The organism is Stenotrophomonas sp. Bg11-02 (genome assembly GCF_002836635.1).
GTDB classification, from domain to species: domain Bacteria; phylum Pseudomonadota; class Gammaproteobacteria; order Xanthomonadales; family Xanthomonadaceae; genus Stenotrophomonas; species Stenotrophomonas lacuserhaii.
Genome location: NZ_PJAY01000060.1, coordinates 298,865 through 322,957, shown reverse-complemented (window position 1 = coordinate 322,957; position 24,093 = coordinate 298,865). Strand labels below are relative to the sequence as shown.

The 24,093-nt window shown below is 65.5% G+C and carries 33 protein-coding genes and 1 tRNA gene; 17 read left to right on the top strand and 17 right to left on the bottom strand.

Going from position 1 to position 24,093, the window contains the following annotated elements; all coding sequences use genetic code 11:
* Positions 1-105 precede the first annotated feature (105 nt).
* Positions 106-303 carry a hypothetical protein gene (locus tag CXG43_RS19145; RefSeq protein WP_101116070.1) on the top strand — a complete coding sequence of 66 codons (198 nt, stop codon included), beginning with the start codon at positions 106-108 and terminating at the stop codon, positions 301-303.
* A gap of 292 nt (positions 304-595) precedes the next feature.
* Here the strand turns inward: CXG43_RS19145 and CXG43_RS11755 are convergent, their stop codons facing one another.
* Together CXG43_RS11755 and CXG43_RS11750 are read right to left on the bottom strand one after the other, a co-directional pair.
* Entirely contained in the window at positions 596-799 is a 204-nt protein-coding gene (locus CXG43_RS11755; RefSeq protein WP_101100089.1) for a hypothetical protein, read from the bottom strand.
* A gap of 3 nt (positions 800-802) precedes the next feature.
* On the bottom strand, positions 803-1,039 hold the full coding sequence (locus tag CXG43_RS11750) for a hypothetical protein (RefSeq protein WP_019182725.1): 237 nt from the start codon (positions 1,037-1,039) through the stop codon (positions 803-805).
* Positions 1,040-1,110: 71 nt separating this feature from the next.
* Between CXG43_RS11750 and CXG43_RS11745 the strand changes: the two genes are divergently transcribed.
* The gene (locus CXG43_RS11745) at positions 1,111-1,818 is read left to right on the top strand and encodes a helix-turn-helix transcriptional regulator (protein ID WP_101100088.1); all 708 of its coding nucleotides are present in this window, start codon (positions 1,111-1,113) and stop codon (positions 1,816-1,818) included.
* Positions 1,819-1,833: 15 nt separating this feature from the next.
* Here CXG43_RS11745 and CXG43_RS11740 read toward each other — a convergent pair whose 3' ends face one another.
* Positions 1,834-2,475: a hypothetical protein gene (locus CXG43_RS11740; RefSeq protein ID WP_101100087.1), complete on the bottom strand. Its 642-nt coding sequence runs from the start codon at positions 2,473-2,475 to the stop codon at positions 1,834-1,836.
* A gap of 120 nt (positions 2,476-2,595) precedes the next feature.
* On the opposite strand from CXG43_RS11740, the gene CXG43_RS11735 reads away from it, so the two are divergent.
* The 15 genes from CXG43_RS11735 (at position 2,596) to CXG43_RS11665 (ending at position 9,600) form a co-directional block, all read left to right on the top strand.
* Complete coding sequence (locus CXG43_RS11735; protein WP_101100086.1) at positions 2,596-3,111, top strand: hypothetical protein; 516 nt, start codon at positions 2,596-2,598, stop codon at positions 3,109-3,111.
* Positions 3,108-3,410: a helix-turn-helix domain-containing protein gene (locus CXG43_RS11730; RefSeq protein WP_101100085.1), complete on the top strand. Its 303-nt coding sequence runs from the start codon at positions 3,108-3,110 to the stop codon at positions 3,408-3,410. Before CXG43_RS11735 ends, CXG43_RS11730 begins: the two co-directional genes overlap by 4 nt.
* A complete protein-coding gene (locus tag CXG43_RS11725) occupies positions 3,407-3,592 on the top strand; it encodes a hypothetical protein (RefSeq protein WP_101100084.1) in 186 nt (61 codons plus the stop codon). Before CXG43_RS11730 ends, CXG43_RS11725 begins: the two co-directional genes overlap by 4 nt.
* A complete protein-coding gene (locus CXG43_RS11720; protein ID WP_232767747.1) occupies positions 3,592-3,834 on the top strand; it encodes a hypothetical protein in 243 nt (80 codons plus the stop codon). Before CXG43_RS11725 ends, CXG43_RS11720 begins: the two co-directional genes overlap by 1 nt.
* Positions 3,835-3,884: 50 nt before the next feature.
* Positions 3,885-4,100, top strand: coding sequence for a hypothetical protein (locus CXG43_RS11715; protein WP_101100082.1), 216 nt, complete (start codon positions 3,885-3,887; stop codon positions 4,098-4,100).
* Positions 4,101-4,171: 71 nt separating this feature from the next.
* Positions 4,172-4,669, top strand: coding sequence for a hypothetical protein (locus CXG43_RS11710; protein WP_101100081.1), 498 nt, complete (start codon positions 4,172-4,174; stop codon positions 4,667-4,669).
* A complete protein-coding gene (locus CXG43_RS11705; protein ID WP_232767745.1) occupies positions 4,662-5,630 on the top strand; it encodes a DNA cytosine methyltransferase in 969 nt (322 codons plus the stop codon). Before CXG43_RS11710 ends, CXG43_RS11705 begins: the two co-directional genes overlap by 8 nt.
* A complete protein-coding gene (locus tag CXG43_RS11700; protein ID WP_101100079.1) occupies positions 5,627-5,827 on the top strand; it encodes a hypothetical protein in 201 nt (66 codons plus the stop codon). Before CXG43_RS11705 ends, CXG43_RS11700 begins: the two co-directional genes overlap by 4 nt.
* Positions 5,824-6,708, top strand: coding sequence for a DNA adenine methylase (locus tag CXG43_RS11695; RefSeq protein WP_101100078.1), 885 nt, complete (start codon positions 5,824-5,826; stop codon positions 6,706-6,708). Before CXG43_RS11700 ends, CXG43_RS11695 begins: the two co-directional genes overlap by 4 nt.
* A gap of 77 nt (positions 6,709-6,785) precedes the next feature.
* The gene (locus CXG43_RS11690) at positions 6,786-7,040 is read left to right on the top strand and encodes a hypothetical protein (RefSeq protein WP_232767743.1); all 255 of its coding nucleotides are present in this window, start codon (positions 6,786-6,788) and stop codon (positions 7,038-7,040) included.
* Positions 7,037-7,618, top strand: a complete 582-nt coding sequence (locus CXG43_RS11685; protein WP_157825201.1) for a hypothetical protein — start codon at positions 7,037-7,039, stop codon at positions 7,616-7,618. Before CXG43_RS11690 ends, CXG43_RS11685 begins: the two co-directional genes overlap by 4 nt.
* On the top strand, positions 7,608-8,321 hold the full coding sequence (locus tag CXG43_RS19450; protein ID WP_232767741.1) for a hypothetical protein: 714 nt from the start codon (positions 7,608-7,610) through the stop codon (positions 8,319-8,321). The genes CXG43_RS11685 and CXG43_RS19450 overlap by 11 nt, the downstream gene beginning before the upstream one ends.
* Positions 8,318-8,767: a hypothetical protein gene (locus CXG43_RS11675; protein ID WP_101100075.1), complete on the top strand. Its 450-nt coding sequence runs from the start codon at positions 8,318-8,320 to the stop codon at positions 8,765-8,767. The genes CXG43_RS19450 and CXG43_RS11675 overlap by 4 nt, the downstream gene beginning before the upstream one ends.
* Positions 8,760-9,398 carry a hypothetical protein gene (locus CXG43_RS11670; protein ID WP_101100074.1) on the top strand — a complete coding sequence of 213 codons (639 nt, stop codon included), beginning with the start codon at positions 8,760-8,762 and terminating at the stop codon, positions 9,396-9,398. The genes CXG43_RS11675 and CXG43_RS11670 overlap by 8 nt, the downstream gene beginning before the upstream one ends.
* Positions 9,385-9,600 (top strand): AlpA family phage regulatory protein, encoded by a 216-nt coding sequence (locus CXG43_RS11665; protein WP_101100073.1) that lies wholly within the window; start codon positions 9,385-9,387, stop codon positions 9,598-9,600. Before CXG43_RS11670 ends, CXG43_RS11665 begins: the two co-directional genes overlap by 14 nt.
* A 65-nt stretch (positions 9,601-9,665) precedes the next feature.
* Here CXG43_RS11665 and CXG43_RS11660 read toward each other — a convergent pair.
* The 14 genes from CXG43_RS11660 to ftsH form a co-directional block, all read right to left on the bottom strand.
* Positions 9,666-9,758, bottom strand: a tRNA-Ser gene (locus CXG43_RS11660).
* An 81-nt stretch (positions 9,759-9,839) separates the two neighbouring features.
* Positions 9,840-10,040 carry a carbon storage regulator CsrA gene (gene csrA, locus CXG43_RS11655; protein WP_042615469.1) on the bottom strand — a complete coding sequence of 67 codons (201 nt, stop codon included), beginning with the start codon at positions 10,038-10,040 and terminating at the stop codon, positions 9,840-9,842.
* A 145-nt stretch (positions 10,041-10,185) separates the two neighbouring features.
* The gene (alaS, locus tag CXG43_RS11650) at positions 10,186-12,837 is read right to left on the bottom strand and encodes an alanine--tRNA ligase (protein WP_101100072.1); all 2,652 of its coding nucleotides are present in this window, start codon (positions 12,835-12,837) and stop codon (positions 10,186-10,188) included.
* A gap of 105 nt (positions 12,838-12,942) precedes the next feature.
* Complete coding sequence (gene recX / locus CXG43_RS11645) at positions 12,943-13,437, bottom strand: recombination regulator RecX (protein WP_101100133.1); 495 nt, start codon at positions 13,435-13,437, stop codon at positions 12,943-12,945.
* A 109-nt stretch (positions 13,438-13,546) separates the two neighbouring features.
* Positions 13,547-14,587: a recombinase RecA gene (recA, locus tag CXG43_RS11640; RefSeq protein WP_042615466.1), complete on the bottom strand. Its 1,041-nt coding sequence runs from the start codon at positions 14,585-14,587 to the stop codon at positions 13,547-13,549.
* A gap of 154 nt (positions 14,588-14,741) precedes the next feature.
* Entirely contained in the window at positions 14,742-15,386 is a 645-nt protein-coding gene (gene lexA, locus CXG43_RS11635) for a transcriptional repressor LexA (RefSeq protein WP_101100071.1), read from the bottom strand.
* A gap of 456 nt (positions 15,387-15,842) precedes the next feature.
* Positions 15,843-17,522, bottom strand: coding sequence for an AarF/UbiB family protein (locus CXG43_RS11630; protein ID WP_042614902.1), 1,680 nt, complete (start codon positions 17,520-17,522; stop codon positions 15,843-15,845).
* A gap of 36 nt (positions 17,523-17,558) precedes the next feature.
* Positions 17,559-18,053: a CinA family protein gene (locus CXG43_RS11625; RefSeq protein ID WP_101100070.1), complete on the bottom strand. Its 495-nt coding sequence runs from the start codon at positions 18,051-18,053 to the stop codon at positions 17,559-17,561.
* Positions 18,054-18,126: 73 nt separating this feature from the next.
* Complete coding sequence (gene hflX / locus CXG43_RS11620; RefSeq protein ID WP_042614904.1) at positions 18,127-19,437, bottom strand: ribosome rescue GTPase HflX; 1,311 nt, start codon at positions 19,435-19,437, stop codon at positions 18,127-18,129.
* A gap of 14 nt (positions 19,438-19,451) precedes the next feature.
* Positions 19,452-19,730, bottom strand: coding sequence for an RNA chaperone Hfq (hfq, locus tag CXG43_RS11615; RefSeq protein WP_042614905.1), 279 nt, complete (start codon positions 19,728-19,730; stop codon positions 19,452-19,454).
* Between the two features lie 102 nt (positions 19,731-19,832).
* Positions 19,833-20,786 carry a tRNA (adenosine(37)-N6)-dimethylallyltransferase MiaA gene (gene miaA / locus CXG43_RS11610; RefSeq protein WP_101100069.1) on the bottom strand — a complete coding sequence of 318 codons (954 nt, stop codon included), beginning with the start codon at positions 20,784-20,786 and terminating at the stop codon, positions 19,833-19,835.
* The gene (folP, locus tag CXG43_RS11605; protein WP_101100068.1) at positions 20,786-21,682 is read right to left on the bottom strand and encodes a dihydropteroate synthase; all 897 of its coding nucleotides are present in this window, start codon (positions 21,680-21,682) and stop codon (positions 20,786-20,788) included. The genes miaA and folP overlap by 1 nt, the downstream gene beginning before the upstream one ends.
* A 91-nt stretch (positions 21,683-21,773) precedes the next feature.
* Positions 21,774-21,959, bottom strand: coding sequence for a hypothetical protein (locus tag CXG43_RS11600; protein ID WP_042614908.1), 186 nt, complete (start codon positions 21,957-21,959; stop codon positions 21,774-21,776).
* A 125-nt stretch (positions 21,960-22,084) separates the two neighbouring features.
* Entirely contained in the window at positions 22,085-24,031 is a 1,947-nt protein-coding gene (gene ftsH, locus CXG43_RS11595; protein ID WP_182655496.1) for an ATP-dependent zinc metalloprotease FtsH, read from the bottom strand.
* Between the last annotated feature and the right edge of the window lie 62 nt (positions 24,032-24,093).

Genomic DNA, 24,093 nt, shown 5'->3' with positions numbered 1-24,093 from the left:
TGCAAAGTGGCTCCATGGACAGGAAGCCGATGAATAAGGAAGCGGGTGTCGCCCTCCCCGCGTTAAGCTGGATGTGCCAACAACACAGCCCGCAAGGAGGGCGACATGAGTGGTTCAAACAATGCGACGTCGAATCAGATTTCGGCTTTGCAGATCGTTGTTTCTGCCTTGTGCAGTTCGCACAAGAACGACGAGCGGTTCCACGAGATGGTTCGCGTGGTGCTGGAGGGCATGGCAGCGAACCTTCCGCCAGAAGAGGCAGAGTCGCTCCGGAAATCGGTCAAGATCCTCGTGGGCTCCTAAGAGAGCCATCTCGCGCGGAACGCTCTCCTGAGAGGGCCTCCGCGCGGGATTTCGATTCCTGCTCGAACGCAACCGCAGCTCCGCGAGCCCAAGAACTGCCAGCACCCCGACCGGCGAGCACTATCGCGCTGCTCTCAAGTGCAGAAATACGTGTGGCGAGCGCATCCAGCTCCGCGCGGGCGAGTGCTCTACGCAGACGCGTCACTGACCATGCGATCGACAGCGCAATGACTGCGCCAGCGCCGCCGGCAAGCACGTGGGAAACAGTCGGAAGATTCTCGATAGCCATGGGTCAGCACCCCTCCACGGGGACGATTCGGTTGATGTCGGGGTCATGCTCATCGGCCACTGCGGCGGCCAGGCTCTCGCGCGCTTCCTGCGCCTCCTGCCTCTGGCGCAGCGCCTCGATCACTTGGTTTGAACGGGCCAGCGCCGTGCAGACTTGGGCCGCAGTGCGCTTCTTCTTCGGCGCCTGGGCGGCGGCTTTACGTGCCATGGCTCAGCACCCCTCCACGGCTACGATGCGATCAGCGTCCGGATCCCGCGACGCCTCGAGGGCGATGAAGAAGTCCGGCATCAACACGTAGCGGAGCTTGAGAGCCCACTTCTCGTCGATGGGCCCTTCAGGCCACTGGTAGACCGCCGACGGCGTGATCTGCAGCGCCCGTGCAAGGGCAGCGCCATTTCCGTCGTACGCCGATATTGCGTCTGCTTTGCTGATCGAGGGCATGTTCATGGCCCAAGTATAAGCACGCTTATTCGAACCATGCAAGCACACTTCTATGGACAGGACATAAGCTCGCTAACATGACAACAGCCCTCGCCACGCGCCTGAAGCACGCCCGGATCGAAAGCGGCTACACCGAGCCAGCGGAAGCGGCGCGGCGCGCTGGCATTACCGCGTCAGCCCTCTACCAACTGGAAGACGGGAAGACGAAGTCTCTCAGCGGCGAGACTGCAGTCAAACTCGCGCGTATCTACCGACCGTTCCGCGTTGAATGGCTGATTGCGGGTGACTTGCCAGAGCGCGGCGTTGAATCTCAGAACACGGTGATATCACGTGATGAGACTCCTCCCGGATATGTTCGCCTCCGAGTGATGGATGGCGAGGCATCAGGAGGCTTCGGTGCGATGAATCAGGATTTTCCGGAAGTTGTGCGCGAGCTAGACATCGCCGAGTGGCAGCTACGCCAACAGATAGGCTTCGTTCCAGAAGCTGATCGGGTCCGCCTCGTCACCGTCCGCGGCGATTCGATGTATCCCGATATCAAGAACGGTGATGTCGTGTTCGTCGATGCGTCTAAGAACTACTTCGACGGAGATGGGCTTTACCTGATCAATTTGCACGGCCTGACTTACGTTAAGCGCTTGCAGATCCTGCGCGACGGCCTGCACGTCATCAGCACCAACCCCAAATACTTGAGCGAGGTCATTCCTGCCAGCGAAGCTGATCAGCTTCACGTCGGCGGCAAGATCCTGGGCCTGGCGCTGCTGCGCAGCGCGCATGAGGTGTGAATCAAGAGCCGCAGCTCAGAAGGTGCTGCGTCCTCGCTGCACGCGTGCTTCAGCTGCAGCTTTGCCCGAATCTGTGTAGACAGAGATCAGCCCTTGATCGATTTGGTCTGCCAATCCACTGAAGGTGACGTGTAGGTTCGGCTTTTCCCAGCGGGCACTCAATGCGTCGAACTTACCGCCGGTCCCACTGATCATTTCCCGTGTCTCGAAGGAAGTCGGGTCACCGTACTTCTCTTTAAGCTGCCCAAAAAGCGCGCCTTGATGGCGGAATCCGTCGGTAGACACGTGAACCGCATTGATGCGGCCGCCGCTCACTGTCACCTGGACAGCTCGCGTGCCAGTTGGACGTTTACCGTCCCGCACGTGCACCGGCAGGTATTCGTATTCTTGAGGCTGAGTGATCGAGCCTGGCTGCATGCTCGGTGCCATCCAGCAAGGGCCATCGGTGGAATCGAGCCTGTAGGTCGGCCGGTAACTGATGCGCCCGTCCACCGGACACTCCCTGAAGAGGCCGTCTCCCAAGGTGATCCCCATGAACTCTTCTCGCGCACGCTCGCGCAGCGGAGCCATCTGGCCATCCCACGCCACGTTCTGACTCAGCGCGGTTCCGCCAACGCTGAGGAAGGACAGCGCGAAAGCGCACGACATCCGTTTCATATCTAACTTCCAGAGGACCGTTCGGCCTAAGCGTAGAAGGCTGCTGAATAAGTGTGCTTGCATTCCAGATATAAGCGTGCTTTTATATTTGTAAGCACACATTTCTTCCGGAGCCACAAGATGCCCCTGACGCCCCGTATCAAACGCAGTTGCCAGATCGGCATCGCTGCCCTCGCCTGCTTTGCCGCCCTGGCTGTCGCGGGCATCGCAGCTTCACCTGGAGCGCCTGCCGCCGAGCCAGCCCATGTTCCGGACGGGCTTGTGGTTGCCAGCCCGCGTGTGTGTGCGGCTCTGGCCGTGTACGAGCTGGCTCCCGCCGATGACTTCGGCCTGCGCGCCACCGTCGCGAGCACCGCACTCAACGCTTCCCGTGATGCGGACCGCGTGCCGGATTGCTCGCCAGGCGTCGCCCGGGCGGTGAGCGCTGGCTTTGAGCCGCGTCGCTGGCAGGCCTCGCTGGACGCCGTCGATGCGGTCACCAGCGGCTCTTTCATGATTTCCCCCGACGCCTGCGTCCGGGCCAACGCGGTGGTCCCCCTGTCCACTGCCGACGGCGATGAGCCGGCCAACTCCCCTGTGGTGGCCCGGTCGCAGTGCGTCATCTCCAACCTGGCATTCGTTGAGGTCACCCCGTGAGCGGCGGCAACGTTGTGCTCGATGGCCTGCTGGCGGTGGCCGATGGCCGACGAGTGAAGCTGAGCCCGGCAGAAGCAAAAGTACTGGCGCGCCTGATCCGCGCCGGCGGCGCCACCGTGCTGCTGGCCACGATGGCCGACGTGCTGCACGGCGCGGAGGCCGCGCGGCCCAAGTCCAACGTCGCACAGGTCGTCGTCTGCCGCCTGCGGCAGAAACTGGCGGCGTTCCCGGGCCACCGCATCGAAAGCATCCGCGGCGTTGGCTACCGCCTGCACCAGCCTGTCGGAACGCAAGCATGAAGGCACCCGCGATCCGCCTGCCGGCTCCTGACCCCACGCCTGACCAGGTGGCCGCCCTGCAGCGCGCGAAGGCGCCGCGCACGCACCCCTACCGCGTCTGGCACGGCCACGGTAAAGACATCCAGCGCCTCGCCGAGTCCCAGGAGCGGATCGCGCCTCGCGCGCACCGTCTGGTGCGGTGATGGCGGACCTGCGCTGCCTGGGCGGTGGGCTCGATGCGGTGATCGTTGGCACGGCCCGCATGACGGAGCAGCAACGACTCGCCCGCTATGCAGTTGCCAAGGAACGGGTGCCTTGCCCGTGGCTCGGCTACCGAATCCAGTTCGGCACAACCCTGCAGCGCGCGATGCGCGCCGGCATTCGGGTCGACTTCAAGCGCTGGCAGCGCGCGCTGCCCGAGCTCTGGCCACGCATCAAACGCTGATCGGGCCTGACCGCCCAGCACCCCTTCAATCGCGCCACGGAGAACGCGCAGTGCGGAAGCCCCTCGACATCCGGAACCAGCTGGACATTTTCAACGACGGTCCTCTTGGGCTGGCTCAGCTCGCCGCCAAGCACCGCGAAGCAGCAGAGCACGCACTTCGCTCCGTTGACCAGGGCCACTTCACCGCCCGCGAGCGCCACGACTTCCATGCCGGCGAAGCCGAGCGCCTCGAGCGCCTGGCAGCAACTGCAGCACCACAGACCTGATCACGCCGGCCCCTTCCACGCCCGCTATCCCCTCAATCAGCGCCTCACGCGCATCCTGCGGAAACCTCCCGATGAAGCAGACCAGCCCCACTCCCGCCACGGCGGACACCCCCTCGATCAGCGACGCAGCGGTTGAAGCGTTCCGAGCCGCGTTCGCCAGCCGCGACAGCAACCTGGGCTATGCGAACCACATCCGCGCCGGCTTGGCCGCAGCGCTGCCACTGGTAAGCCGGTCCGAGCACGTGCAGCTCGCATCGCAGGCGCACGCCCGGCTGGTCAAGCAGCTGGACCTGTCGCTCAACGGCGAGAGCAGCATCATTGCGCCGCGGTTGCTCATCGACCTGGTCGCCCAGTGCGCCGTAGAGGCGCAGCAGCGCGGCGGGCCGATCCTCCAGACCATGCGCCCCGCTACCCGCGACCAGCTGGCCAAGGATCTCGCCGCCATCGCTGAGGCGGCACACGCTGCCAGTGCCCACGCTATCCGCACCATGGCCCTGGCCTGCAGTGGGCCGGGGCCGCTGAGGCCACCGTTCGGTCTGGCTGAAGGTGCGGAGACCGCCCGTGGCTGACGGCTCCCGTTCCTTCAACTTCCCGGCACCGCAGCGAACGGCGCTCGTGAAGGCCGCGGACTTCTTCTGCGGCGGCGGTGGTGCCACCGAGGGCGCCGAGCAGGCCGGATGTGAAGTGGTGGCAGCGGCGAATCACTCGCCTATTGCCATCGATATCCACGCCGCCAACCACCCGAAGACCAAGCACTTCTGCCAGGACCTGCAGCAGATGGACTTCTCACTGCTGCCCCACTTCGACCTGCTTTTGGCCTCGCCCGCATGCCAAGGCCACACCCATGCCCGTGGTAAAGAGCGGCCGCACCACGACGCCACTCGGGCTACCGCGTGGGCAGTGATTGCAGCAATGGAGCTGTGGCTGCCCGAGGCCGCGGTCGTCGAGAACGTGCCTGAGTTTCTGAAATGGAAGCTGTTCCCGGCTTGGTGCGCTGCGTTGGTGGCACTGGGATACGCGGTAAGTCCCCATATTCTGGACGCTGCCGACTTCGGCGTGCCGCAGCACCGGAAGCGGGTGTTCGTGATTCTGACGAAGAGCAAGCACCCGCTAGAACTGCGCCTTGAGCGGCGCAACTATGTGCCGGCCAGTTCGTTCATCGACTTCAGCGCAGGCAACTGGTCGCTTATCGAGCAGCCCGGCAGGTCTGCCGCGACCTTGGCCCGTATCAAGGCGGGACGCGCCGCATTCGGCGATCAGTTCATTGCCCCGTACTTCGGTAAAGGCTCTGGACTGACCGGACGCAGCCTGGCTCGTCCGATTGGCACTATCACCACGCGGGACCGGTGGGCCGTGATCGATGGCAACCGCATGCGCATGATAACGGTCGACGAGGCGCGTGCCGCGATGAGCTTCCGACCTGACTACAAGCTTCCTGCAAACAAGCGGGACGCCATGCACATGCTTGGGAATGCGGTCTGCCCGACAGTTGAACGCGAAGTCATCCTTGCGCTGAAGGCGGCTGCATGAACACGGTCGCCATCCAACACAAGCACACCGCGCGCGTGCTGCTGCACGAGGCCCGCGTCCGTCGGGGCGCACCGTTCTCCGACGTGCTGCTCCGCTGGGCGGGGAATGCGCGGCAGCGCGCGGCGGCGGTCATCACCCAAGCGCTGGAAGAGGATCGGCAGACGCGGACTCCGGCCCAACAGGACCTGTTCGCATGATCTCCCGGCCCGCACTCCGGTACCACGGTGGGAAATGGCGGCTGGCCGATTGGATCATCGGCCACATGCCCCGGCACCACTGCTACGTCGAGCCCTTCGGCGGGGCTATGTCGGTGCTGCTGCGCAAGCCGCCGTCAGCGATCGAGGTCTACAACGACCTGGACAGCCACGTGGTGGCGTTCTTCCGGGTGCTGCGTGACCCGGTGCTGGCCGAGCAGCTGCGCCGGGCTCTGGAAACAACGCCCTACTCCCGCGCCGAGTTCGTGCTGGCATGGCAGGACTGCACGGACCCGGTGGAGGCTGCGCGCCGGATGGTGGTCCGCACGGCGCAGTCCATTGGCGCCAAGAAGCGCCTGGCGCGGAATGGCTGGCGTGCCGGCCCGACTCACCACACGCCGACATCGATGTGGCGGGGCTGGCCACAGCACATCCCCGCCTATGTCGATCGCCTGCGCGACGTCCTGATCGATGAGCAGCCGGCCACCGACCTGATCACCCAGTTCGATTCGCCGTCGACCCTGTTCTACGTCGACCCACCCTACGTGCTGAAAACGCGTGCCGGCGACCACCGCAAGGTCTACGCCCACGAGCTGCAGGACGCCGACCACGTGGCGTTGCTGGACCAGCTGCTGCAGGTGCGCGGCATGGTGCTGCTCAGTGGGTACCGGCATCCGTTGTACGACGAGGCCCTTGTCGGCTGGCGCAGGGTCGACGTGCACGCGCGCGCCCAGTCCAATCAGCCACGCATCGAGTCGCTGTGGATCTCACCTGCAGCTGCCAGCGCTATGCCACAGCCCCCCCTGGAGTTCGGGCCGTCGCCATCGCTTCGCGCTCCCTCCCGCCAAGGCTTCACGCCGATGACCGCCGGGGTGAGCACGTGACTGGACGCCGTCAGCACGCCAACAACGGCATGGCATGCGGTGGCCGCCCCATCCGTGTTCCACGCTCTGTCGATAGCGTGCGCGCGCACCTGCGGCGCCATCTGCGGGAGGAAGGGCACCGGATGCAGGCGCTCGCTGGGCCGTGGAAATGCACCACGCAGAACGTCTACGACCTGTTCTACCGCTCAAGCCCCCTCGGGCCCCAGCACATCAATGCCGCCGCGGTGTTCCTTCGGCTGGACGAGTTCGACGCCAATGAGCTGCGGCTGCTCGGTGCGCGCGAGGCCGGCTGGAACATCGACCCGGGGTTTCTCGAGAAGGTGCCCAAGTGAGCCTGGTGAAGACTGATGCCGCGCCGGCGCCCGCCGAGCCAAAGACCGTAGCCGCTTGTGTCAGGGAGATGCGCCGGGCTGCAGCGCGCGGCGAGCCCGTCGATGCAGCGCTGATCGGGATCTGGGCCGAAACCTTCATGGCGGAGCTCTACGGGAAGCAGAAGCCCGTGCGTTTCGAGGTGCGGCCCAAGGGTGTGATCAACGGCTGGGGAAATCCCGGCGAAGGCGATGTGGCCTACGCGTCACGTCGACGCCTAGACGTTCGGGCGTTGTACCTGCACCCGCCGCCGACCAAACCAGTCAAGGAACACCGGTGGGACGACAAGAACGTCTGCCGGGACTGCCAGGAGCCGATGTTCCTGTCAGGCCCGGACTGTGTACCACCCAGCAAGGTCATCAATTTCCGCGATCGCGACGCCATCAGCCTCGAGTGGTTCCGGCAGCCGCTTGAGGAACTGATCCAGCTCGCGAAGACCGCACGCATAAACCGATTCGACGCCGCGAAGTTAACGAACGAAGCCAACTACCTGATCGAGCGCATCGACCAGCATCAGAAAGGAAAATCCAATGAACCTTAATGACTCACTGCAGGACGCGATCAAACTCCTGCGCGGCGAGGGCCAGCACGACTTGGCGGATGCCGTGGTGGTGGCGGCCGTGGTTGTGGCCCTCTCCGCAAATGACAAGAAGCAGAATGATGCACGGGAGCGTGCTGCGGCCCACCTATACGTGGAATCTGTGGCGCGTCGCGCATCCGAGCACGAAGCCCCGCCCGCGCAGGCCGTGGACGAGCCGAACGATCCCGGCCGCACGCTCTACATCGATCTGGACGGAGTGATGGCCGACTTCGACGGAGCATTCCCGCAGGTCTTCGGCCTGGACCACCGCTCGCTCGCTGACGATGAGATGTGGGGACACATCAACTCGCATCCGTCGTTCTTCCGCGACCTGCCTCCGATGGCCGGCGCGCTGGATTTCTTCCGCAGCGTTGAGCACCTGAACCCGGTGATCCTGACGGCCTGCCCCAAGTCGAACTATCCGCACGTTGCTGCCCAGAAGCGGGCATGGGTCCGCGAGCATCTGTCGCAGACTTGCCTGGTTTTGCCGGTGCTGGGCGGCCGCCATAAGCCGCTCTTCATGCACCAGCCCGGGGACATTTTGGTCGATGACTTCGGCAAGAACTGCCTCGCATGGGCGCAAGCGGGCGGAATTGCCGTCAAGCACGAGGGCAATTGGGCCAAGACGCGCGCGGCGCTGCTGCAGTCGGGGGTGGCTTTGTGAGCCTGCCCTACGAGAACGCCACCAGCGGCAGCAACGCCATCAACGATATCCAGAAGATGCTGCGCGCCTTTGGCTGCCAGCGCTTCGCCACCGGCGAGGATTACGAAACCGGGGAGCTGTTCATCCAATTCGAGCACCGCGGCCGGCAGGTGCAGCTGAAGGCCAGCGCCCGGGGCTATGCGGCTGCCTGGCTCAAGGCGCACCCTCACGGTCCGCGCGTGCGCGCTACCAAGGCTGAGCACGAATCCAAGGCCTTGAAGATCGGCGGCATCGCGGTTTATTCGATCCTGCGCGACTGGGTGAAAGGCCAGGTCACCGCGATCGAGATCGGCATGCTCACCTTCGAAGCCGCGTTCCTTTCGCACATCCTTTTGCCGAGCGGCAAGACGGTCATCGAACACGTCCAGCAGCAGAAGCTGATCCCACAGGAGCAGATCAATGACTGAGCGCCCCATCCTGTTCAACGGCGCCATGGTGCGCGCCATCCTGTCGGGCGCGAAAACGCAGACGCGGCGGGCGATGAAGCCCCAGCCGGCCGATGACATTGCGCAGGCGACTTTTCCGAACCCATCCGCGCACGGTTGGCGGTCGTCGCTGCGTCACCCCCACGGCCCGACGACCGCGCACTTCTGCCCTTTCGGCCAGCCCGGCGACCGGCTGTGGGTTCGGGAGAGGTGGAAGACGCACAGCACGTTCGATCACCTGTCTCCGCGTGAGGTGCCGCCACGGTCGAACATCTTCTACGCCGCCGACGATCGATATAGCCCGAGCGCGGCGCGCTGGCGCCCCAGCATCCACATGCCGCGCGACGCCTGCCGCCTGGTGCTGGAGATCACCGCCGTCCGCGTGGAGCGGCTGCAGGCGATAACCGAGGCCGATGCGGAGGCCGAGGGCACCAACCCGGTAGCGGCGAAGGAGCCCACGCACCGCGATGCGTTCCGCTACCTCTGGGGCGACACCGGTGGCGACTGGGAGAGCAATCCGTGGGTATGGGTGGTCGGCTTCCGTCCCCTGGAAGTAGGCAGGCATCACGCAGCATCAGACACAACGAAGGAGAACCGCGATGGGCGCAGCTGAAACCCTTGAAGAACTTCTGTCCCTTGAGCGCGTCCGCGCGGCCACCGGGATGGGCACCACATTCATCTACGGGGAGATCAAGGCTGGCCGCTTCCCGAAGTCCATCCGTGTGGGCAGGCGCGCACTGTGGATACAATCCGAAGTGCAGGGCTGGATCAGGCGGCAAATTGCCCAAAATCGGCGCCTGCAGGTGGGTGGGTAACCGGGCGGGTAGCAAGGGAGCGGGCAACAAAAAAGCCCCTATTTCTAGGGGCTTTTCTGAGTGTATGGCGGAGCGAGAGGGATTCGAACCCTCGATAGAGCTTTTGACCCTATACTCCCTTAGCAGGGGAGCCCCTTCAGCCGCTCGGGCATCGCTCCGGGGTGTTGCAACCGCTGGTGGAGAAGTACTCCGCAGCGGGGACGCGAATAATAGCTTTTTTCGCGGCCGGAGGTAAAGCCTTATTCAGCAGAATCTTCACTGCTGGTCGCAGCTTCATCACCGCGCTGGATGCGCTGGTAGATTTCCTCGCGATGCACGGCCACGTCTTTCGGCGCCGTGATGCCGATACGGACCTGGTTTCCCTTGACGCCCAGGACGGTCACGCTGACCGAGTCGCCAATCATCAGGGTTTCGCCAACGCGGCGGGTCAAGATCAACATTGTGGTAATTCTCCATGAAACCGTGTGGAAGGGTATCCCCCACCGGCCTGGCGCGCCGTAAAGGCCCGCCCCACTACGAAGGGAAAAAGATTGCCAATGGTACCGTCAGCCCTCCCGCAGCTTCAAGGCGCGGAAGGGCTGCGGTTCATCCCAGACGCGGACGGACCCAGTCGATCGCCGCAGCCAGGGCAGTCGCAAGGGCGGGCCCGTCCTCGCCACCACCCTGGGCGAGATCGGGACGACCACCGCCCTTGCCCCCGATCTGACTGGCAATGTGGGACAACAGTTCCCCGGCCTTGACCCGGCCCATTGCACTGCCGTTCACGCCAGCAACCAAGGCGACCTTGCCGTCCTGCGCACCGGCCAGCAGGATCACGGCATCACCCAACTGCTGTTTGAGGCGATCCACCGCATCGCGCAGGGCTTTTGCGTCAAAGCCCTCCAACCGGGCGACCAGCACCTTCACCCCGGACACGTCCACGGCCTGGGTGGAAAGGTCCGCGGTGGCACCGGCGGCGAGCTTGGCCTTCAGCGATTCCAGTTCACGTTCGAGCTGCTTCTGGCGCAGGATCTGGGTGCGGATCTTCTCCACCACCTCGCCCGCACTGCCGCCGAGCAGGCTGGCCGCTTCGGACAGGCGCGATTCTTCGTCGGCGACGAAATCCAGCGCACCCTGGCCGGTGACCGCCTCGATGCGGCGCACGCCAGCGGACACACCGCCTTCGGAGGTGATCTTGAACAGGCCGATGTCACCGGTGCGGCTGACATGCGTGCCGCCGCACAGTTCGGTGGAGTAATCGCCCATTTTCAGCACGCGCACGTTCTCGCCGTACTTTTCGCCAAACAGAGCCATCGCGCCGAAATCGAGCGCTTCCTGCATGGCCATGTTGTGCACTTCCACGGCGTTGTTGATGCGCACCTGCTGGTTGACCTTGCGCTCGATGATCGCCAGTTCCTCGGCGCTGATCGGCTGGAAATGCGAGAAGTCGAAACGCAGGCGGTCCGGCGCGACCAGCGAACCCTTCTGCTGCACGTGGGTGCCCAGTACTTCGCGCAGGGCCGCATGCAGCAGGTGGGTGGCGGAGTGGTTGAGGATGGTTGCGCCACGGCGCTGGGCATCGACCTGTCCGGCCAGCACGTCACCGATCTTCAGGCTGCCCTCGGCCAGGGTGCCGACATGGCCATGGAACTGGCCGGCGAACTTCTGCGTCTCGGTCACGTCCACGCGCACGCCAGCGGCCGACAGCACGCCGGTGTCACCGACCTGGCCGCCGGATTCGGCGTAGAACGGGGTCTGTTCGGTCAGCACGATCACCGCATCACCGGCAGCGGCGGCCTGCACCGGACGGCCGTCCTTCAGCAGCGCCACCACGCGCAGGCCATCGGCCTGCAGCGCGTCGTAACCGAGGAACACGGTCGGCTTCAGGGTGGCGACCAGATCGGCCGGCAGGCTGACGCCGCCGCCGAACTTGCCCGCCGCACGCGCGGTTTCGCGCTGCTGTTCCATCGCCACGTCGAAGCCGGCGGTGTCCACGGTCATGTCACGCTCGCGCGCGATATCAGCGGTGAGGTCCAGCGGGAAACCGTAAGTGTCATACAGACGGAACGCATCCACGCCGGGAATGATCTTGTTGCTGGCCTTGCCCGCGATGTCTTCGAAGATCTTCATGCCGGCGTCCAGCGTCTCGGCAAAGCGCTCTTCTTCGGCCTGCAGGGCGCGGGTGACGGTGTCGGCGGTGGCCGGCAGTTCCGGATAGGCCACGCCCATCTGCTCGACCAGGGTCGGCACCAGCTTGCTGAAGAACGGCTGGCGCACGCCCAGCATCCAGCCATGGCGCAGCGCGCGACGGATGATCCGGCGCAGTACGTAGCCACGGCCCTCGTTGGACGGCAGCACGCCATCGACGATCAGGAACGAACACGCACGGATGTGGTCGGCGATCACCCGCAGCGACTTGTTCTCCAGGTCGGCCATGCCAGTCAGTTCGCTGGCCTTGCGGATCAGCGCCTGGAACAGGTCGATTTCGTAGTTGGTGTGCACGTGCTGCAGGATCGCCGCCAGGCGCTCCAGGCCCATGCCGGTGTCCACGCAGGGCGCCGGCAGCGGCACCAGGCTGCCATCGGGCTGGCGATCGAACTGCATGAACACCAGGTTCCAGATTTCGATGAAACGGTCGCCATCTTCATCCGGCGAGCCCGGCGGACCACCGGCGATGTGGTCGCCATGGTCATAGAAGATCTCCGTGCACGGACCGCACGGACCGGTGTCGGCCATCTGCCAGAAGTTGTCAGAAGCGTATGGGGCGCCCTTGTTGTCGCCGATCCGCACGATGCGCTCTTCCGGGATGCCGACCATGTCGCGCCACAGCGCGTAGGCCTCGTCATCGGTCTGGTAGACGGTGACCAGCAGGCGCTCGGCCGGCAGCTTCCAGACCTGGGTCAGCAGTTCCCAGGCCCAGGCAATGGCGTCCTTCTTGAAGTAGTCGCCGAAGGACCAGTTGCCCAGCATTTCGAAGAAGGTGTGGTGGCGGGCGGTGTAACCCACCTGGTCCAGATCGTTGTGTTTGCCGCCTGCGCGCAGGCAGCGCTGGACGTCGGCAGCGCGCACGTAGCTGCGCTTCTCCGCGCCCAGGAACACGTCCTTGAACTGGACCATGCCGGAATTGGTGAACAGCAGGGTCGGGTCGTTGCCCGGTACCAGCGGTGCCGATGGCACGATGGTGTGGCCCTTGCCCTTGAAGAACTCAAGGAAATCGCTGCGGATCTGTGAAGTAGTGAATTTGGCGGATGCGGTCATGGGGGCTGGCAGTCTGCGTGCCGGAGGCGCCACCGCCTCCAGCCACACTGGCCAGGGTCGGGTTTCGGACCTCCGAAACGTTGAAGGGTAACAGGCCAGCGCCGCTCAGTCCTCTGCATCGAAGCGGGTGGCGCGGCGGATCGTGTCGCCATCGAACCCGCGACGGGCCAGCAGGTCGGCGGCCTTGCGCCGCTGCGGCAGGTCCTGCGGTCCTTCCTCGCCAAACCGGCGGCGTACCAGGTCACGGGCGTTGTCGAGGAAATCGCCCTCGTAGCTGTCCATCGCGGCGCTTATGGCATCACTGTCCAGCCCATGGGTGCCCAGTTCGGCCTGGATGTGGCGCGGTCCATACCCGCCATTGGCGCGGTTGCGCACCAGGAACTCGGCGAAGCGCTCATCGTCCTGCCAGCCCTCGCTGGTCAGCTTGTCCACCGCGGCCTGCGCCAGCTCCGGCTCGATGCCGCGCGCGACCAGTTTGCGCCCCAGTTCCTTGCGCGAATGATCGCGCCGCACCAGCAGGCCAAGCGCCCGCTGCAGGGGTGTCAATTCGGGCCGGCGGCGTTTACGTGCGCCCGGTGGGGCATCGGATTCGTCGTGCATGCTCATCCTTCACTCAGCGCCGTCCCTGACGCCACGCCCTTGATCGGCGTGAAAATCCTGCGGGGCAGGACGACGTCACTGACGGCGCCGCCCTGCCCCACAGCATGTCTTACGCTTCGTCGGCGTCGTCTTCGTCGCCGGCTTCCTTCGGTGCTTCCGCCGGCTGGAACTTCTCGCGCAGCTCCGCTTCCAGGCGCTGGGCCACGGCAGGGTTGTCGCGCAGGTAGCCGCGGGCGTTGTCCTTGCCCTGGCCGATGCGCTCTTCGCCGTAGCTGTACCAGGCGCCGGCCTTCTCGACCAGCTTGGCTTCCACGCCCATGTCGATCAGCTCGCCCTCGCGGCTGATGCCTTCGCCGTAAAGGATCTCGGTGATGACCTGCTTGAACGGCGGCGCCAGCTTGTTCTTGACGACCTTGATCTTGGTCTGGTTGCCGATGATCTCATCACCCTTCTTGATCGCACCGATGCGGCGGATGTCCAGGCGCACCGAGGCGTAGAACTTCAGCGCATTGCCGCCGGTGGTCACTTCCGGGCTCTGGCCCGGCATCATCACACCGATCTTGTGGCGCAGCTGGTTGATGAACACCACCAGGGTGTTGGAGCGCTTGATGTTGCCGGTCAACTTGCGCAGCGCCTGGCTCATCAGACGGGCCTGCAGGCCCGGCAGCTGGTCACCCATCTCGCCTTCGATTTCGGCCTTCGGGGTCAGCGCGGCGACCGAGTCGACCACCACGATGTCCACCGAGTTGGAGCGCACCAGCATGTCGGCGATTTCCAGCGCCTGCTCACCGGTATCCGGCTGCGACAGCAGCAGGTCGTCTACATTGACGCCCAGCTTGGCGGCGTAGATCGGGTCCAGGGCGTGCTCGGCATCGATGAAGGCTGCCGTGCCGCCCTTCTTCTGGCACTCGGCGATGGCCTGCAGCGTCAGGGTGGTCTTGCCCGAGGACTCCGGACCATAGATCTCCACGACCCGGCCCTTGGGCAGGCCGCCGATGCCCAATGCGATATCCAGCATCAGCGAACCGGTCGGGATGATCTCGACGGGCTCGACAACGCGATCGCCCATCCGCATCACCGAGCCTTTACCGAACTGCTTTTCGATCTGGCTCAGGGCGGCGGCCAGGGCACGCTTCTTGTTCTCGTCCATCGTCTTGGTCCTTGGGGAAGTGGTCATCTTTTTAATCGTGGTCAACTCGGGTTCGGGGGTGACTGTAGCGGCAGCGCATCGCACAGGATGAGACGCGCGCCGGGCAAGTCGAACATTATCGCCGCAGACGTCAGCGGCAGCCGCCCCCGGGCATTCAACGGTTGGGTCGCAGCAGGCCGCAGTACAGGCCTTCAATGGCGAAATCCTGGTCCGGCAACACTTCGATGGGGGCGTAATCCGGATTGCGCGGCAGCAGGCGGATACGGTCCTTGCCGATCTTCAGCAGCTTGACGGTGATCTCTTCGTCGATACGCGCCACCACGATCTGCCCGGTACGGGCGTCGCGGGTACGGTGCACGCCGATCAGGTCACCATCGAAGATGCCTTCGTCGATCATCGAATCGCCCTGCACCTTGAGCAGGTAATCCGGTGCCGGGGAGAAGAACACGCGGTCGAGCACGACGAAATCGTCCGAGCCGATATCCGCGCCGATCGGCAGTCCGGCCGCGACACGCCCCAGCACCGGCAGGCGCAGCACGCTGTCGTCCCGCGTCGGGTCGGCGATCTGCTTCACCGGCGGTGCCTGCACCAGGCGGATGCCACGGGCCTGGCCGGGGACGCGGCGAATGGCGCCGGCCGCTTCCAGCGCTTCAAGGTGGTACTGCGCGGCGCGCACGCCCTTGAAGCCGAAGGCACGGGCGATTTCGGTCTGCGAAGGCGGTGCGCCTTCGGATTCGATGCGCTCGGCGATCAGCTGCAGGATGGCCTGCTGGGTTTCGGTCAGGTTCGTCGTGTCCATGGTTAGTAGTAATACTACTAACTCATTCGCGTCGCAAGTGCCGTGCTGGATTGCAGCGAACGGCTGAGCCCCTCGTTGTGAACCGGTTTATTGGGTCTGGGCCGGGCGGTGGGGCTGGTCGGGGGACGGCAAAAGCCGCTCCTGCGGGCCTCGTTTCGTGCCATCCATGGCACTCAACGCCCCCGCCCAGCCCCACCGCCCGGCCCTGTGACATTTTGCGTGCGCCCACCACGGTAAAGGAAAGGAAAAAAGGCGGTAGCGCCGACCCATGGTCGGCGGAATGTTCCCGCCTACGGCCCGCTGCGCTCGCCGACCATGGGTCGGCGCTACCGCTTTTGTTTTTCTTTTCTGCGGGGCCTTGAGCGGCAGGAGCCGCGAAGAGCTACATGGACGTACTTGCGCGTGCCCCGCATAGCCTCCCCGCCCGCCCCCAGCTGCAGCTCCAAACCAGCCGCCTCAGCGCCTGTGGCCGCTGCGCCAGATCGAGAACAGGATCCACACCCCGCACAACCCGGCCCCGATGAAACCACCCACGCCCAATACCAGCAGCCATCGGCTGGAGAGCCCGCCTACGCTGTGCATCACGATCGATGAGCCGATGATCAGCGCGGCCGTAACGATACCCACCACCATGCGGTTGGCCGCCTGGTTCACCTGGTCGCCGAAGCCTTTCAGCGCATTGGTTTCGACCTTGATCTGCAGGCGCCCGCGGCGTGCGGCCTGCACCAGTCGGCGCAGGTCGCGCGGCAGTTCGCCGGCCAGCTCGATCATCCCCAACAGGCTGCGGCGGCCACGCTTGAGCAGCGCCCGGGGTGCATAGCGCTGAAGCACCACCTGCTCCAGGAACGGGCGTGCCGCGCTGGCCATGTCGAACTCGGGATCGAGCTGGCGGCCCATGCCCTCCAGCGTCAGGAACGCCTTGATCATCAAGGCCAGGTCGGCCGGCAGCATCAGGTTGTAGCTGCGCAGCAACAGGGTGATGTCGCTCAGCATCAGGCCGATGCGCAGGTCCTTCAGTGGCACGCCGCGATAGCGGTCGACGAACTGGCTGATGTCCTGCTGCAACCGCCCTTCGTCCACCGCCACCCCGCCCGCCCAGTCCAGCAGGATGTCGGCAACCGCTTCGGGTTCCTGCTCCACCAGCCCGTGCAGCAGCTGCGCCACCTGGAAGCGACGCGACTCGGACAACGTGCCGATCATGCCGAAATCGATCACGCCGATCCGGCCATCGCGCAGGTAGATGATGTTGCCCGGGTGCGGATCGGCGTGGAAACAGCCGTCCTGCAGCACCATCTTCAGCACGATGTCGGCACCCCGCGCTGCCAGTTGGCGGCGATCCAGTCCGGCCGCGTCCACCGCCGCCAGGTCCCGCCCGGCGATGCCATCGACGAAGTCCTGCACGTTCAGGCTTTCGCACGTCCACTGCCAGTGCACGGAAGGAATCAGGATGTCGGTGCGGCCGCCGAAGTCGCGCGCGATGCGCTCGGCATTGCGGCATTCGGCGGCAAAATCCAGCTCACGTCGCAGTGAGCCGGTGAACTGTTGAACGACCTCTGCTGGCCGGTAACGGCGCAGGTCGGGCAACCGCGCCTCGATGATCTCCGCCAGCCGCGCCAGCAGCCGCAGGTCCGCTTCCACCACGTCGCGGATACCGGGGCGGCGCACCTTCAATACCACCTCGCGGCCGTCGTGCAGGCGCGCACGATGCGCCTGCGCCAATGAGGCCGCCGCCATCGGCACCTCATCCAGCCAGGCAAATACCTGCGCCGGATCGCCGCCGACATCCCGCTCCAGCTGTTCGCGGATCTGCGCGTACGGCAGTGCCGGCACCGCGTTCTGCAATTCGGAGAATTCGGCGATCCAGTCGGGCGGGAACAGGTCCACGCGGGTGGCCAACACCTGGCCCAGCTTGACGAAGGTGGGCCCCAGTTCTTCCATCGCCCGGCGCACGCGCATCGGGGCGGTCAGCGGCGTGCGCTGGGTGTCGTCGCCCCAGTGCAGCAGGCGCCCCGCCCGCTCTAGCACGTCGGCCAGGCCGATCCGCCGCACCAAGTCGCCGAAGCCGTTGCGGATCAATACCGATGCGATTTCCTGCAGCCGGCCGAGATCACGGACGGTGCCGAGCGTTTCCCACATCGATGCATGCTCCAGGCTGTGCGAGCGCGCAGCATCTCACAGCTGGGCGAGCAGTCCGTTCAATGCCGCCGAAACGGTCTGCCGGCGGATCGCATCGCGGTCGCCATGGAAGTGGAACAGTTGTGCCTGCGCATACCCGCCACGGCGTTTCCAGCCGATCCATACACTGCCCACCGGCTTATCGTCGCTGCCGCCGCCAGGGCCGGCGATGCCGGTCACCGCCACCGCGATGCCCGCGCCGGAGTTGACCAGTGCACCGGATACCATCTCCAGCACGGTTTCGCGGCTGACCGCGCCGAACGCCTCCAGCGTCTGCGCGCGTACGCCCAGCAGCCGCTGCTTGGCTTCGTAGCTGTACACCACCATGCCGCAATCGAAGAACGCCGATGAGCCGGCGATATCGGTCATCGCCTTGGCGATCCAGCCGCCACTGCAGCTTTCAGCGGTAACCAGCTGCAGGCTCGCTGCCTGCAGCGTGCGGCCCAGCTCGCTGGCCAGGCCGGCCAGCATGTCGTCGGTGGGGAGGGTCATGGAACATTCCTGGAACGCGGGGTCAGCGTCCTTTTACTACGAAAAGGCACGCTGACCCCAACCGCAGGTGAAATCACCACTCAGGCAGCTTTTCCGGCAGCAGTGCCTGGATCGCGGCCCCGTCCTCGCCGGCGGCCAGCTTCTCCGCCTCCGCGATCGGGATTTCCACCTGCAGCAGCCAGCCTTCTTCGTCCACGGTTTCGGCGCGGACCACTTCCAGCTGGTGCAAGCGCGCGCGCAGGCGCCCCTGCGAAGCGGGCAGGCGCAGCTCGCCGGTCACATGCTGCAGCCCCAGGCGCTTGCCCAGTGCCGCTTCCAGCACGTCCAGCCCGCGGCCGTCGCGCGCGGAGATCCAGACCCGCTCGCGGCGCGATTCATCGGGCACGCCGTCGTGGCCATCGTGGCGCACCTCGGCCCCTTCAATGCGGTCGATCTTGTTGAACACCAGCAGCTGCGGCAGGTCGCCCGCACCGATGGCCGCCAGTACTTCGTCGACCTGGGCGATGCGCTCTTCGCGGTGTGGATCGGCGGCGTCGACGATATGCAGCAGGAAATCAGCCTCGCGCGCTTCGGACAGGGTGGAGCGGAACGCAGCCACCAGGTCATGCGGCAGGTCGCGCACGAAGCCCACCGTGTCGGCCAGCACCACATTGCCACCGGGCAGCGCGATGCGACGCACGGTCGGGTCCAGGGTCGCGAACAGCTGGTCGGCGGCGTACGCCTCCGCGCCGGTCAGCGAATTGAACAGCGTTGACTTGCCGGCGTTGGTGTAGCCGACCAGCGCCACGCGCGGCAGCTCGCTGCGCAGGCGGGCACGGCGCATCTGGGTGCGCTGCACTTCCACCTTTTCCAGCCGCTTCTGCAGCTGCTCCACGCGCTTCTGCAGCAGGCGGCGATCGGTTTCCAGCTGGGTCTCACCCGGGCCGCGCAGGCCGATGGAGCCACCACGCTGGCGCTCCAGGTGGGTCCAGCCGCGGATCAGCCGGGTCGACATGTGGCGCAGCTGCGCCAGCTCGACCTGCAGCTTGCCATCGTGGCTGCGCGCACGCTGGGCGAAGATGTCCAGGATCAGCCCGGTGCGGTCGATCACCCGCCGCTCCAGGAACTTTTCCAGGTTGCGCTCCTGGCCGGGCGACAGCGCATGGTTGACCAGGATCAGGTCCGCACCGGTTGCGTCGGCAGCCGCCTTCACCTCGTCCAGCTTGCCGCTGCCGATCAGGGTGGAGGGATTGGGGCGGTCGATGCGCGCGGTGATGGTAGCCGCGATGCTGGCACCGGCCGAGCGTGCCAGGTCGCCGAACTCTTCGAGCACGTCCTCTTCCAGCTTGCCGAAATGGGGCTGGATCAACAGGGCGTTTTCACCCTTTTTCGAGCGATCAAACACGTACCACTCCAGGATTATTCAATGGATTCATCACCCGCTGGTTGGCCATCTTCGTTGGCCTGCACGAAACCACCGCCCGGACCGAGCTTGACGTTGCGCGCCGGGACCACGGTGGAGATGGCGTGCTTGTAGACCATCTGGCTGACGGTATTGCGCAGCAGCACCACGAACTGGTCGAACGACTCGATCGTGCCCTGCAGCTTGATGCCGTTGACCAGATACACCGAAACCGGCACGCGCTCGCGCCGAAGTGCATTCAGAAACGGGTCCTGCAGCGATTGCCCCTTGGACATTGCTAACTCCTGATTATTGTTTTTATGGGTGTCGGCAGATGCCACGGCCCCCCAGCCGCCCACCGACAGGTCGATGGTACACGGCAGGCGCCCGGCACGCTGTCAGGGCGGGACGAACGCGGAAACCGCCGCCGTCAACCGCTGCTGGTCTACATGGGGATCGAACCAGCGCGCATCAAGCTCGCCACGCAGCCAGGTCAGTTGCCGTTTGGCCAACTGGCGCGTGGCGAAGATCGCTTTATCGCGGAACGTGGCGGCGTCCTGGTTGCCGTCCAGATACTCCCAGGCCTGTCGGTAGCCGACCGCGCGCACTGCCGGCAGGTCCAGTGGTGATGCCACTGTGGCCATCGCGGGCAGCGCCCGCAGGGCCCGCACTTCATCCAGGAAGCCGCCGGCCAGCATCGCATCGAAGCGCCGCTCGATGCGCTGGTGCAGCACGGCGCGATCACGCGGTGCGAGCACCAGCTTGAGGGTCCGTACCGGCAGCCGGCCTTCGCCCGGCACCCGCTGCCATTCGCTGATCGGCCGGCCGGTCATCCGGTAGACCTCCAGCGCCCGCTGTATCCGCTGCGGGTCGGTGGCATGGATCCGCGCGGCGGCTGCCGGGTCCACCGTGGCCAGCTCGGCATGCAGCGCCGGCCAGCCACGCTCGGCCGCCTCGGCCGACAGCTGCAGCCGGGTGGCTTCGTCTGCCGGCGGCATCGGCGACAACCCTTCCAGCAGGGCGCGAAAATATAGGCCGGTCCCGCCGGCAAGAATGGGCCGCTTGCCGCGCGCGATGATGTCATCCACGGCAGCACGTGCGGCGCGTGCGAATTCGGCAGCGGAAAACGACTGCCATGGATCGCACAGGTCCAGCAGGTGGTGCGGCGCCTGCGCGCGCTCGGCGGCATCCGGCTTGGCCGATCCTATGTCCAGATGGCGATAGACCAGCGCCGAATCGACGCTGACGATCTCACCGTCCAGCCGCCGCGCCAGATCGATCGCCAGCGCGGTCTTGCCGCTGGCGGTCGGGCCCATGACCGCGATCGCAACGGGTCGACGGTCTTCCGCCATCAGCCTTCGTCCGGCCAGCGGATCGCAGGCGCGGCGTCTTTGCGCGGCGACGGCACCGCCTCCACGGCCGCCCACACTTTCAGGGCATCCACGGTGGCGGCCACGTCGTGCACGCGCACGATACGCGCGCCGCGCTGCACCGCTACCAGGTGCGCTGCGACCGATGCCGCCACGCGTTCGGCAGGCAGCTGGCGGCCGGTCAGCTCCCCCAGCGTGCGCTTGCGTGACAGGCCGGCCAGCATCGGCACGCCGAGTTCGAGGAAGCGTTCCGAACGCGCGAGCAGGGTCATGTTGTGGTCCACGCGTTTGCCGAAACCGAAGCCGAGGTCGACCACCAGGTTCTTCTTCGCGATGCCGGCCATTTCCGCGGCGAACAGACGCTGGACCAGGAAGCGATGTACTTCGGCCACCACGTCGTCGTACTGCGGATCGGCCTGCATGCTGCCGGGCTCGCCCTGCATGTGCATCAGCACCACCGGCACGCCGGCGTCGGCCGCAGCGTCCAGTGCGCCGGGCTGCCGCAGCGCGTGGATGTCATTGATCATCCCGGCGCCGGCCGCCACTGCCGCGCGCATCACCTCCGGCTTGAAGGTATCGATGCTGATCGGCACCGTAGTGCGTGCGGCGAGCTGCTCGATGACCGGCAGGACGCGGCGCAGCTCTTCGTCCAGCGGCACCGGCGCACTGCCGGGGCGGGTCGATTCACCGCCGATGTCCAGCAGGTCGGCGCCCTCTTCCACCAGCTTCAGGCCGTGCGCAACTGCAGCCTCGGCACTGTCGTGCTGGCCGCCATCGGAAAACGAATCCGGAGTGACGTTGACGATGCCCATCACCCGCGCACGATCAAGGCGCAGTACGCGGCCGGCACAATCGAGCTGGGGAGAAATGTCGAACATGGCGGTCCCTCAAGGTAGTGACGGCCGCTGGCCGTCAACAGGAAATTCAACCGATCCGCCGGGCATGCCGCGGCGCGACCCGCCGTGATGGTCAGCGTCTGCGACGCTTGCGATCCAGATACAGCGTCTTGCCGATGCTGAGCACCACGCCCAGCGCGATGCCGACCACGCAGCCGAGCAGCAGATTGTCCAGGCCCAGGCCGACGGCCACGCCGACCACCGTGGCAATGACCATTTCAGCGGTATGGGAAATCGGTTCGGGCGGGGGCGTCGACATGCAGTTTCCGGTCAGTAACCAAACGTAGTCCCTATTGTCCCGCAGCCGCCCCCTGCATGCACGGGCTGGCTGAACGGAAAAGGCCGGGTTTCCCCGGCCTTTCCCTCAACGCGCAGCAGCAGTGATCAGATCTGCTCGGCCGGGCCACTGATCGGCGGCACCGGACGGGCATCGCCGCCCTTGTCGTTGCCACCGCCATTCTTGCCATCGGTATTCGACTTGCCCCAGCCCATCGGCGGCGGCGGATCGCGGCCTTCCATGATCGCGTCGATCTGCGGCGCATCGATGGTTTCGTACTGCAGCAGCAGCTGGGTCATCGCATGCAGCTTGTCGACGTTGGCGGTCAGCAGTTCAGTGGTCCGGGCATACGCCTTGTCCAGGATGCTGCGGACTTCTTCGTCGATACGGCGCGCGGTGTCGTTGGACACGCTCTTGTGCTGGGTCACCGAACGGCCAAGGAAGACCTCGTCGTCCTCTTCACCGTAGGCGATCGGGCCGAGCGTTTCGGAAAGACCCCACTTGGTGACCATGTTGCGCGCCATCTTGGTCGCACGCTCGATGTCGTTGGAGGCACCGGTGGTGACCTTGTCGGCGCCGAAGATCAGCTCTTCGGCGACGCGGCCACCGTACAGCGAGCACAGCTGCGAATTGATCGCCACGCGGTTGATCGAGTACTTGTCACCTTCCGGCAGGTACATGGTCACACCCAGCGCACGACCGCGCGGAATGATGGTGACCTTGTAGACCGGGTCATGCTCGGGCACCAGGCGGCCGACGATGGCATGGCCGGCTTCGTGGTACGCCGTCAGGGTCTTCTCTTCTTCGCTCATGGCCATCGAGCGGCGCTCGGCACCCATCAGGATCTTGTCGCGCGCACGGTCGAAGTGGTCCATGCGGACTTCCTTCTCGTTGCTGCGCGCGGCGAACAACGCGGCCTCGTTGCACAGGTTGGCCAGGTCGGCACCGGAGAAGCCCGGGGTACCGCGCGCGATCACCATCGGCTCGACATCGTCGGCCAGCGGCAGCTTGCGCATGTGCACCTTGAGGATGTGCTCACGACCCTTCACGTCCGGCAGGCCGACCACCACCTGGCGGTCGAAACGGCCCGGACGCAGCAGCGCCGGATCCAGCACGTCCGGACGGTTGGTCGCGGCGATGACGATCACCCCTTCGCCGCCTTCGAAACCGTCCATCTCCACCAGCAACTGGTTGAGGGTCTGCTCGCGTTCGTCATGACCGCCGCCCAGACCGGCACCACGGTGACGACCGACGGCGTCGATTTCGTCGATGAAGATGATGCACGGCGCGTGCTTCTTGGCCTGCTCGAACATGTCGCGCACGCGGCTGGCGCCGACGCCGACGAACATTTCCACGAAGTCCGAACCGGAGATCGAGAAGAACGGCACCTTGGCTTCGCCGGCGATGGCCTTGGCCAGCAGGGTCTTGCCGGTGCCCGGCGGGCCGACCATCAGCACGCCGCGCGGAATCTTGCCGCCGAGCTTGGTGAACTTGGACGGGTCGCGCAGGAAATCGACCAGCTCGCCGACTTCTTCCTTGGCCTCGTCACAGCCGGCCACGTCGGCAAAGGTCACCTTGACCTGGTCCTCGCCCTGCAGCTTGGCCCGCGACTTGCCGAAGGACATCGCGCCCTTGGCCCCGCCACCGCCACCCTGCATCTGGCGCATGATGAACAGCCAGAAGCCGATGATCAGGATCACCGGCAGGAAGTTCATCAGGATCGCGCCCAGCGAGATACCGCTGGACGGCTCCTGCTGGACGATTTCAACATTCTTGGTGCGCAGCACGTTGATCAGGTCGCGATCGAACGGTGCGGTGATGGTGGAGGTCTGGCCACCACGCGTGGTGTAGGTGATTTCGTTGGTGCCGCCGCGCATGTCGCCGGCGAAGGTCACCTTCTGCACCGCGCCGCTGTCTACCTGGTCCAGGAACTGCGAATAGGTCGCGCCCGGCGCACCGGCGCCGCTCGTCTTTGGCGAGAAGCTCTGGAATACCACCATCAGCACAACGGCGACGACCACCCATAGCAGGAGGTTCTTGGTCAAGTCGTTCATCCTCATTGGCTCCGGTATTCCTCTTGTGCGGGCTGGTGCATGGGTCGGGCTTGCTTGTCGAG

Coding starts and splice junctions, on each gene's coding strand:
- csrA (WP_042615469.1), bottom strand. CDS start 10,040: ATGTTGATCTTGACCCGCCGCGTTGGCGAAACCCTGATGATTGGCGAC.
- CXG43_RS11745 (WP_101100088.1), top strand. CDS start 1,111: ATGACAACAGCCCTCGCCACGCGCCTGAAGCACGCCCGGATCGAAAGC.
- CXG43_RS11725 (WP_101100084.1), top strand. CDS start 3,407: ATGAAGGCACCCGCGATCCGCCTGCCGGCTCCTGACCCCACGCCTGAC.
- hfq (WP_042614905.1), bottom strand. CDS start 19,730: ATGTCCAAGGGGCAATCGCTGCAGGACCCGTTTCTGAATGCACTTCGG.
- folP (WP_101100068.1), bottom strand. CDS start 21,682: ATGTTCGACATTTCTCCCCAGCTCGATTGTGCCGGCCGCGTACTGCGC.
- CXG43_RS19145 (WP_101116070.1), top strand. CDS start 106: ATGAGTGGTTCAAACAATGCGACGTCGAATCAGATTTCGGCTTTGCAG.
- CXG43_RS11625 (WP_101100070.1), bottom strand. CDS start 18,053: ATGACCCTCCCCACCGACGACATGCTGGCCGGCCTGGCCAGCGAGCTG.
- lexA (WP_101100071.1), bottom strand. CDS start 15,386: ATGGACACGACGAACCTGACCGAAACCCAGCAGGCCATCCTGCAGCTG.
- ftsH (WP_182655496.1), bottom strand. CDS start 24,031: ATGAACGACTTGACCAAGAACCTCCTGCTATGGGTGGTCGTCGCCGTT.
- CXG43_RS11740 (WP_101100087.1), bottom strand. CDS start 2,475: ATGAAACGGATGTCGTGCGCTTTCGCGCTGTCCTTCCTCAGCGTTGGC.
- recX (WP_101100133.1), bottom strand. CDS start 13,437: ATGCACGACGAATCCGATGCCCCACCGGGCGCACGTAAACGCCGCCGG.
- CXG43_RS11600 (WP_042614908.1), bottom strand. CDS start 21,959: ATGTCGACGCCCCCGCCCGAACCGATTTCCCATACCGCTGAAATGGTC.
- CXG43_RS11700 (WP_101100079.1), top strand. CDS start 5,627: ATGAACACGGTCGCCATCCAACACAAGCACACCGCGCGCGTGCTGCTG.
- CXG43_RS19450 (WP_232767741.1), top strand. CDS start 7,608: ATGAACCTTAATGACTCACTGCAGGACGCGATCAAACTCCTGCGCGGC.
- CXG43_RS11755 (WP_101100089.1), bottom strand. CDS start 799: ATGGCACGTAAAGCCGCCGCCCAGGCGCCGAAGAAGAAGCGCACTGCG.
- recA (WP_042615466.1), bottom strand. CDS start 14,587: ATGGACGAGAACAAGAAGCGTGCCCTGGCCGCCGCCCTGAGCCAGATC.
- CXG43_RS11710 (WP_101100081.1), top strand. CDS start 4,172: ATGAAGCAGACCAGCCCCACTCCCGCCACGGCGGACACCCCCTCGATC.
- CXG43_RS11670 (WP_101100074.1), top strand. CDS start 8,760: ATGACTGAGCGCCCCATCCTGTTCAACGGCGCCATGGTGCGCGCCATC.
- CXG43_RS11630 (WP_042614902.1), bottom strand. CDS start 17,522: ATGTGGGAAACGCTCGGCACCGTCCGTGATCTCGGCCGGCTGCAGGAA.
- alaS (WP_101100072.1), bottom strand. CDS start 12,837: ATGACCGCATCCGCCAAATTCACTACTTCACAGATCCGCAGCGATTTC.
- CXG43_RS11695 (WP_101100078.1), top strand. CDS start 5,824: ATGATCTCCCGGCCCGCACTCCGGTACCACGGTGGGAAATGGCGGCTG.
- miaA (WP_101100069.1), bottom strand. CDS start 20,786: ATGGCGGAAGACCGTCGACCCGTTGCGATCGCGGTCATGGGCCCGACC.
- CXG43_RS11665 (WP_101100073.1), top strand. CDS start 9,385: ATGGGCGCAGCTGAAACCCTTGAAGAACTTCTGTCCCTTGAGCGCGTC.
- CXG43_RS11750 (WP_019182725.1), bottom strand. CDS start 1,039: ATGAACATGCCCTCGATCAGCAAAGCAGACGCAATATCGGCGTACGAC.
- CXG43_RS11720 (WP_232767747.1), top strand. CDS start 3,592: ATGGCGGACCTGCGCTGCCTGGGCGGTGGGCTCGATGCGGTGATCGTT.
- CXG43_RS11735 (WP_101100086.1), top strand. CDS start 2,596: ATGCCCCTGACGCCCCGTATCAAACGCAGTTGCCAGATCGGCATCGCT.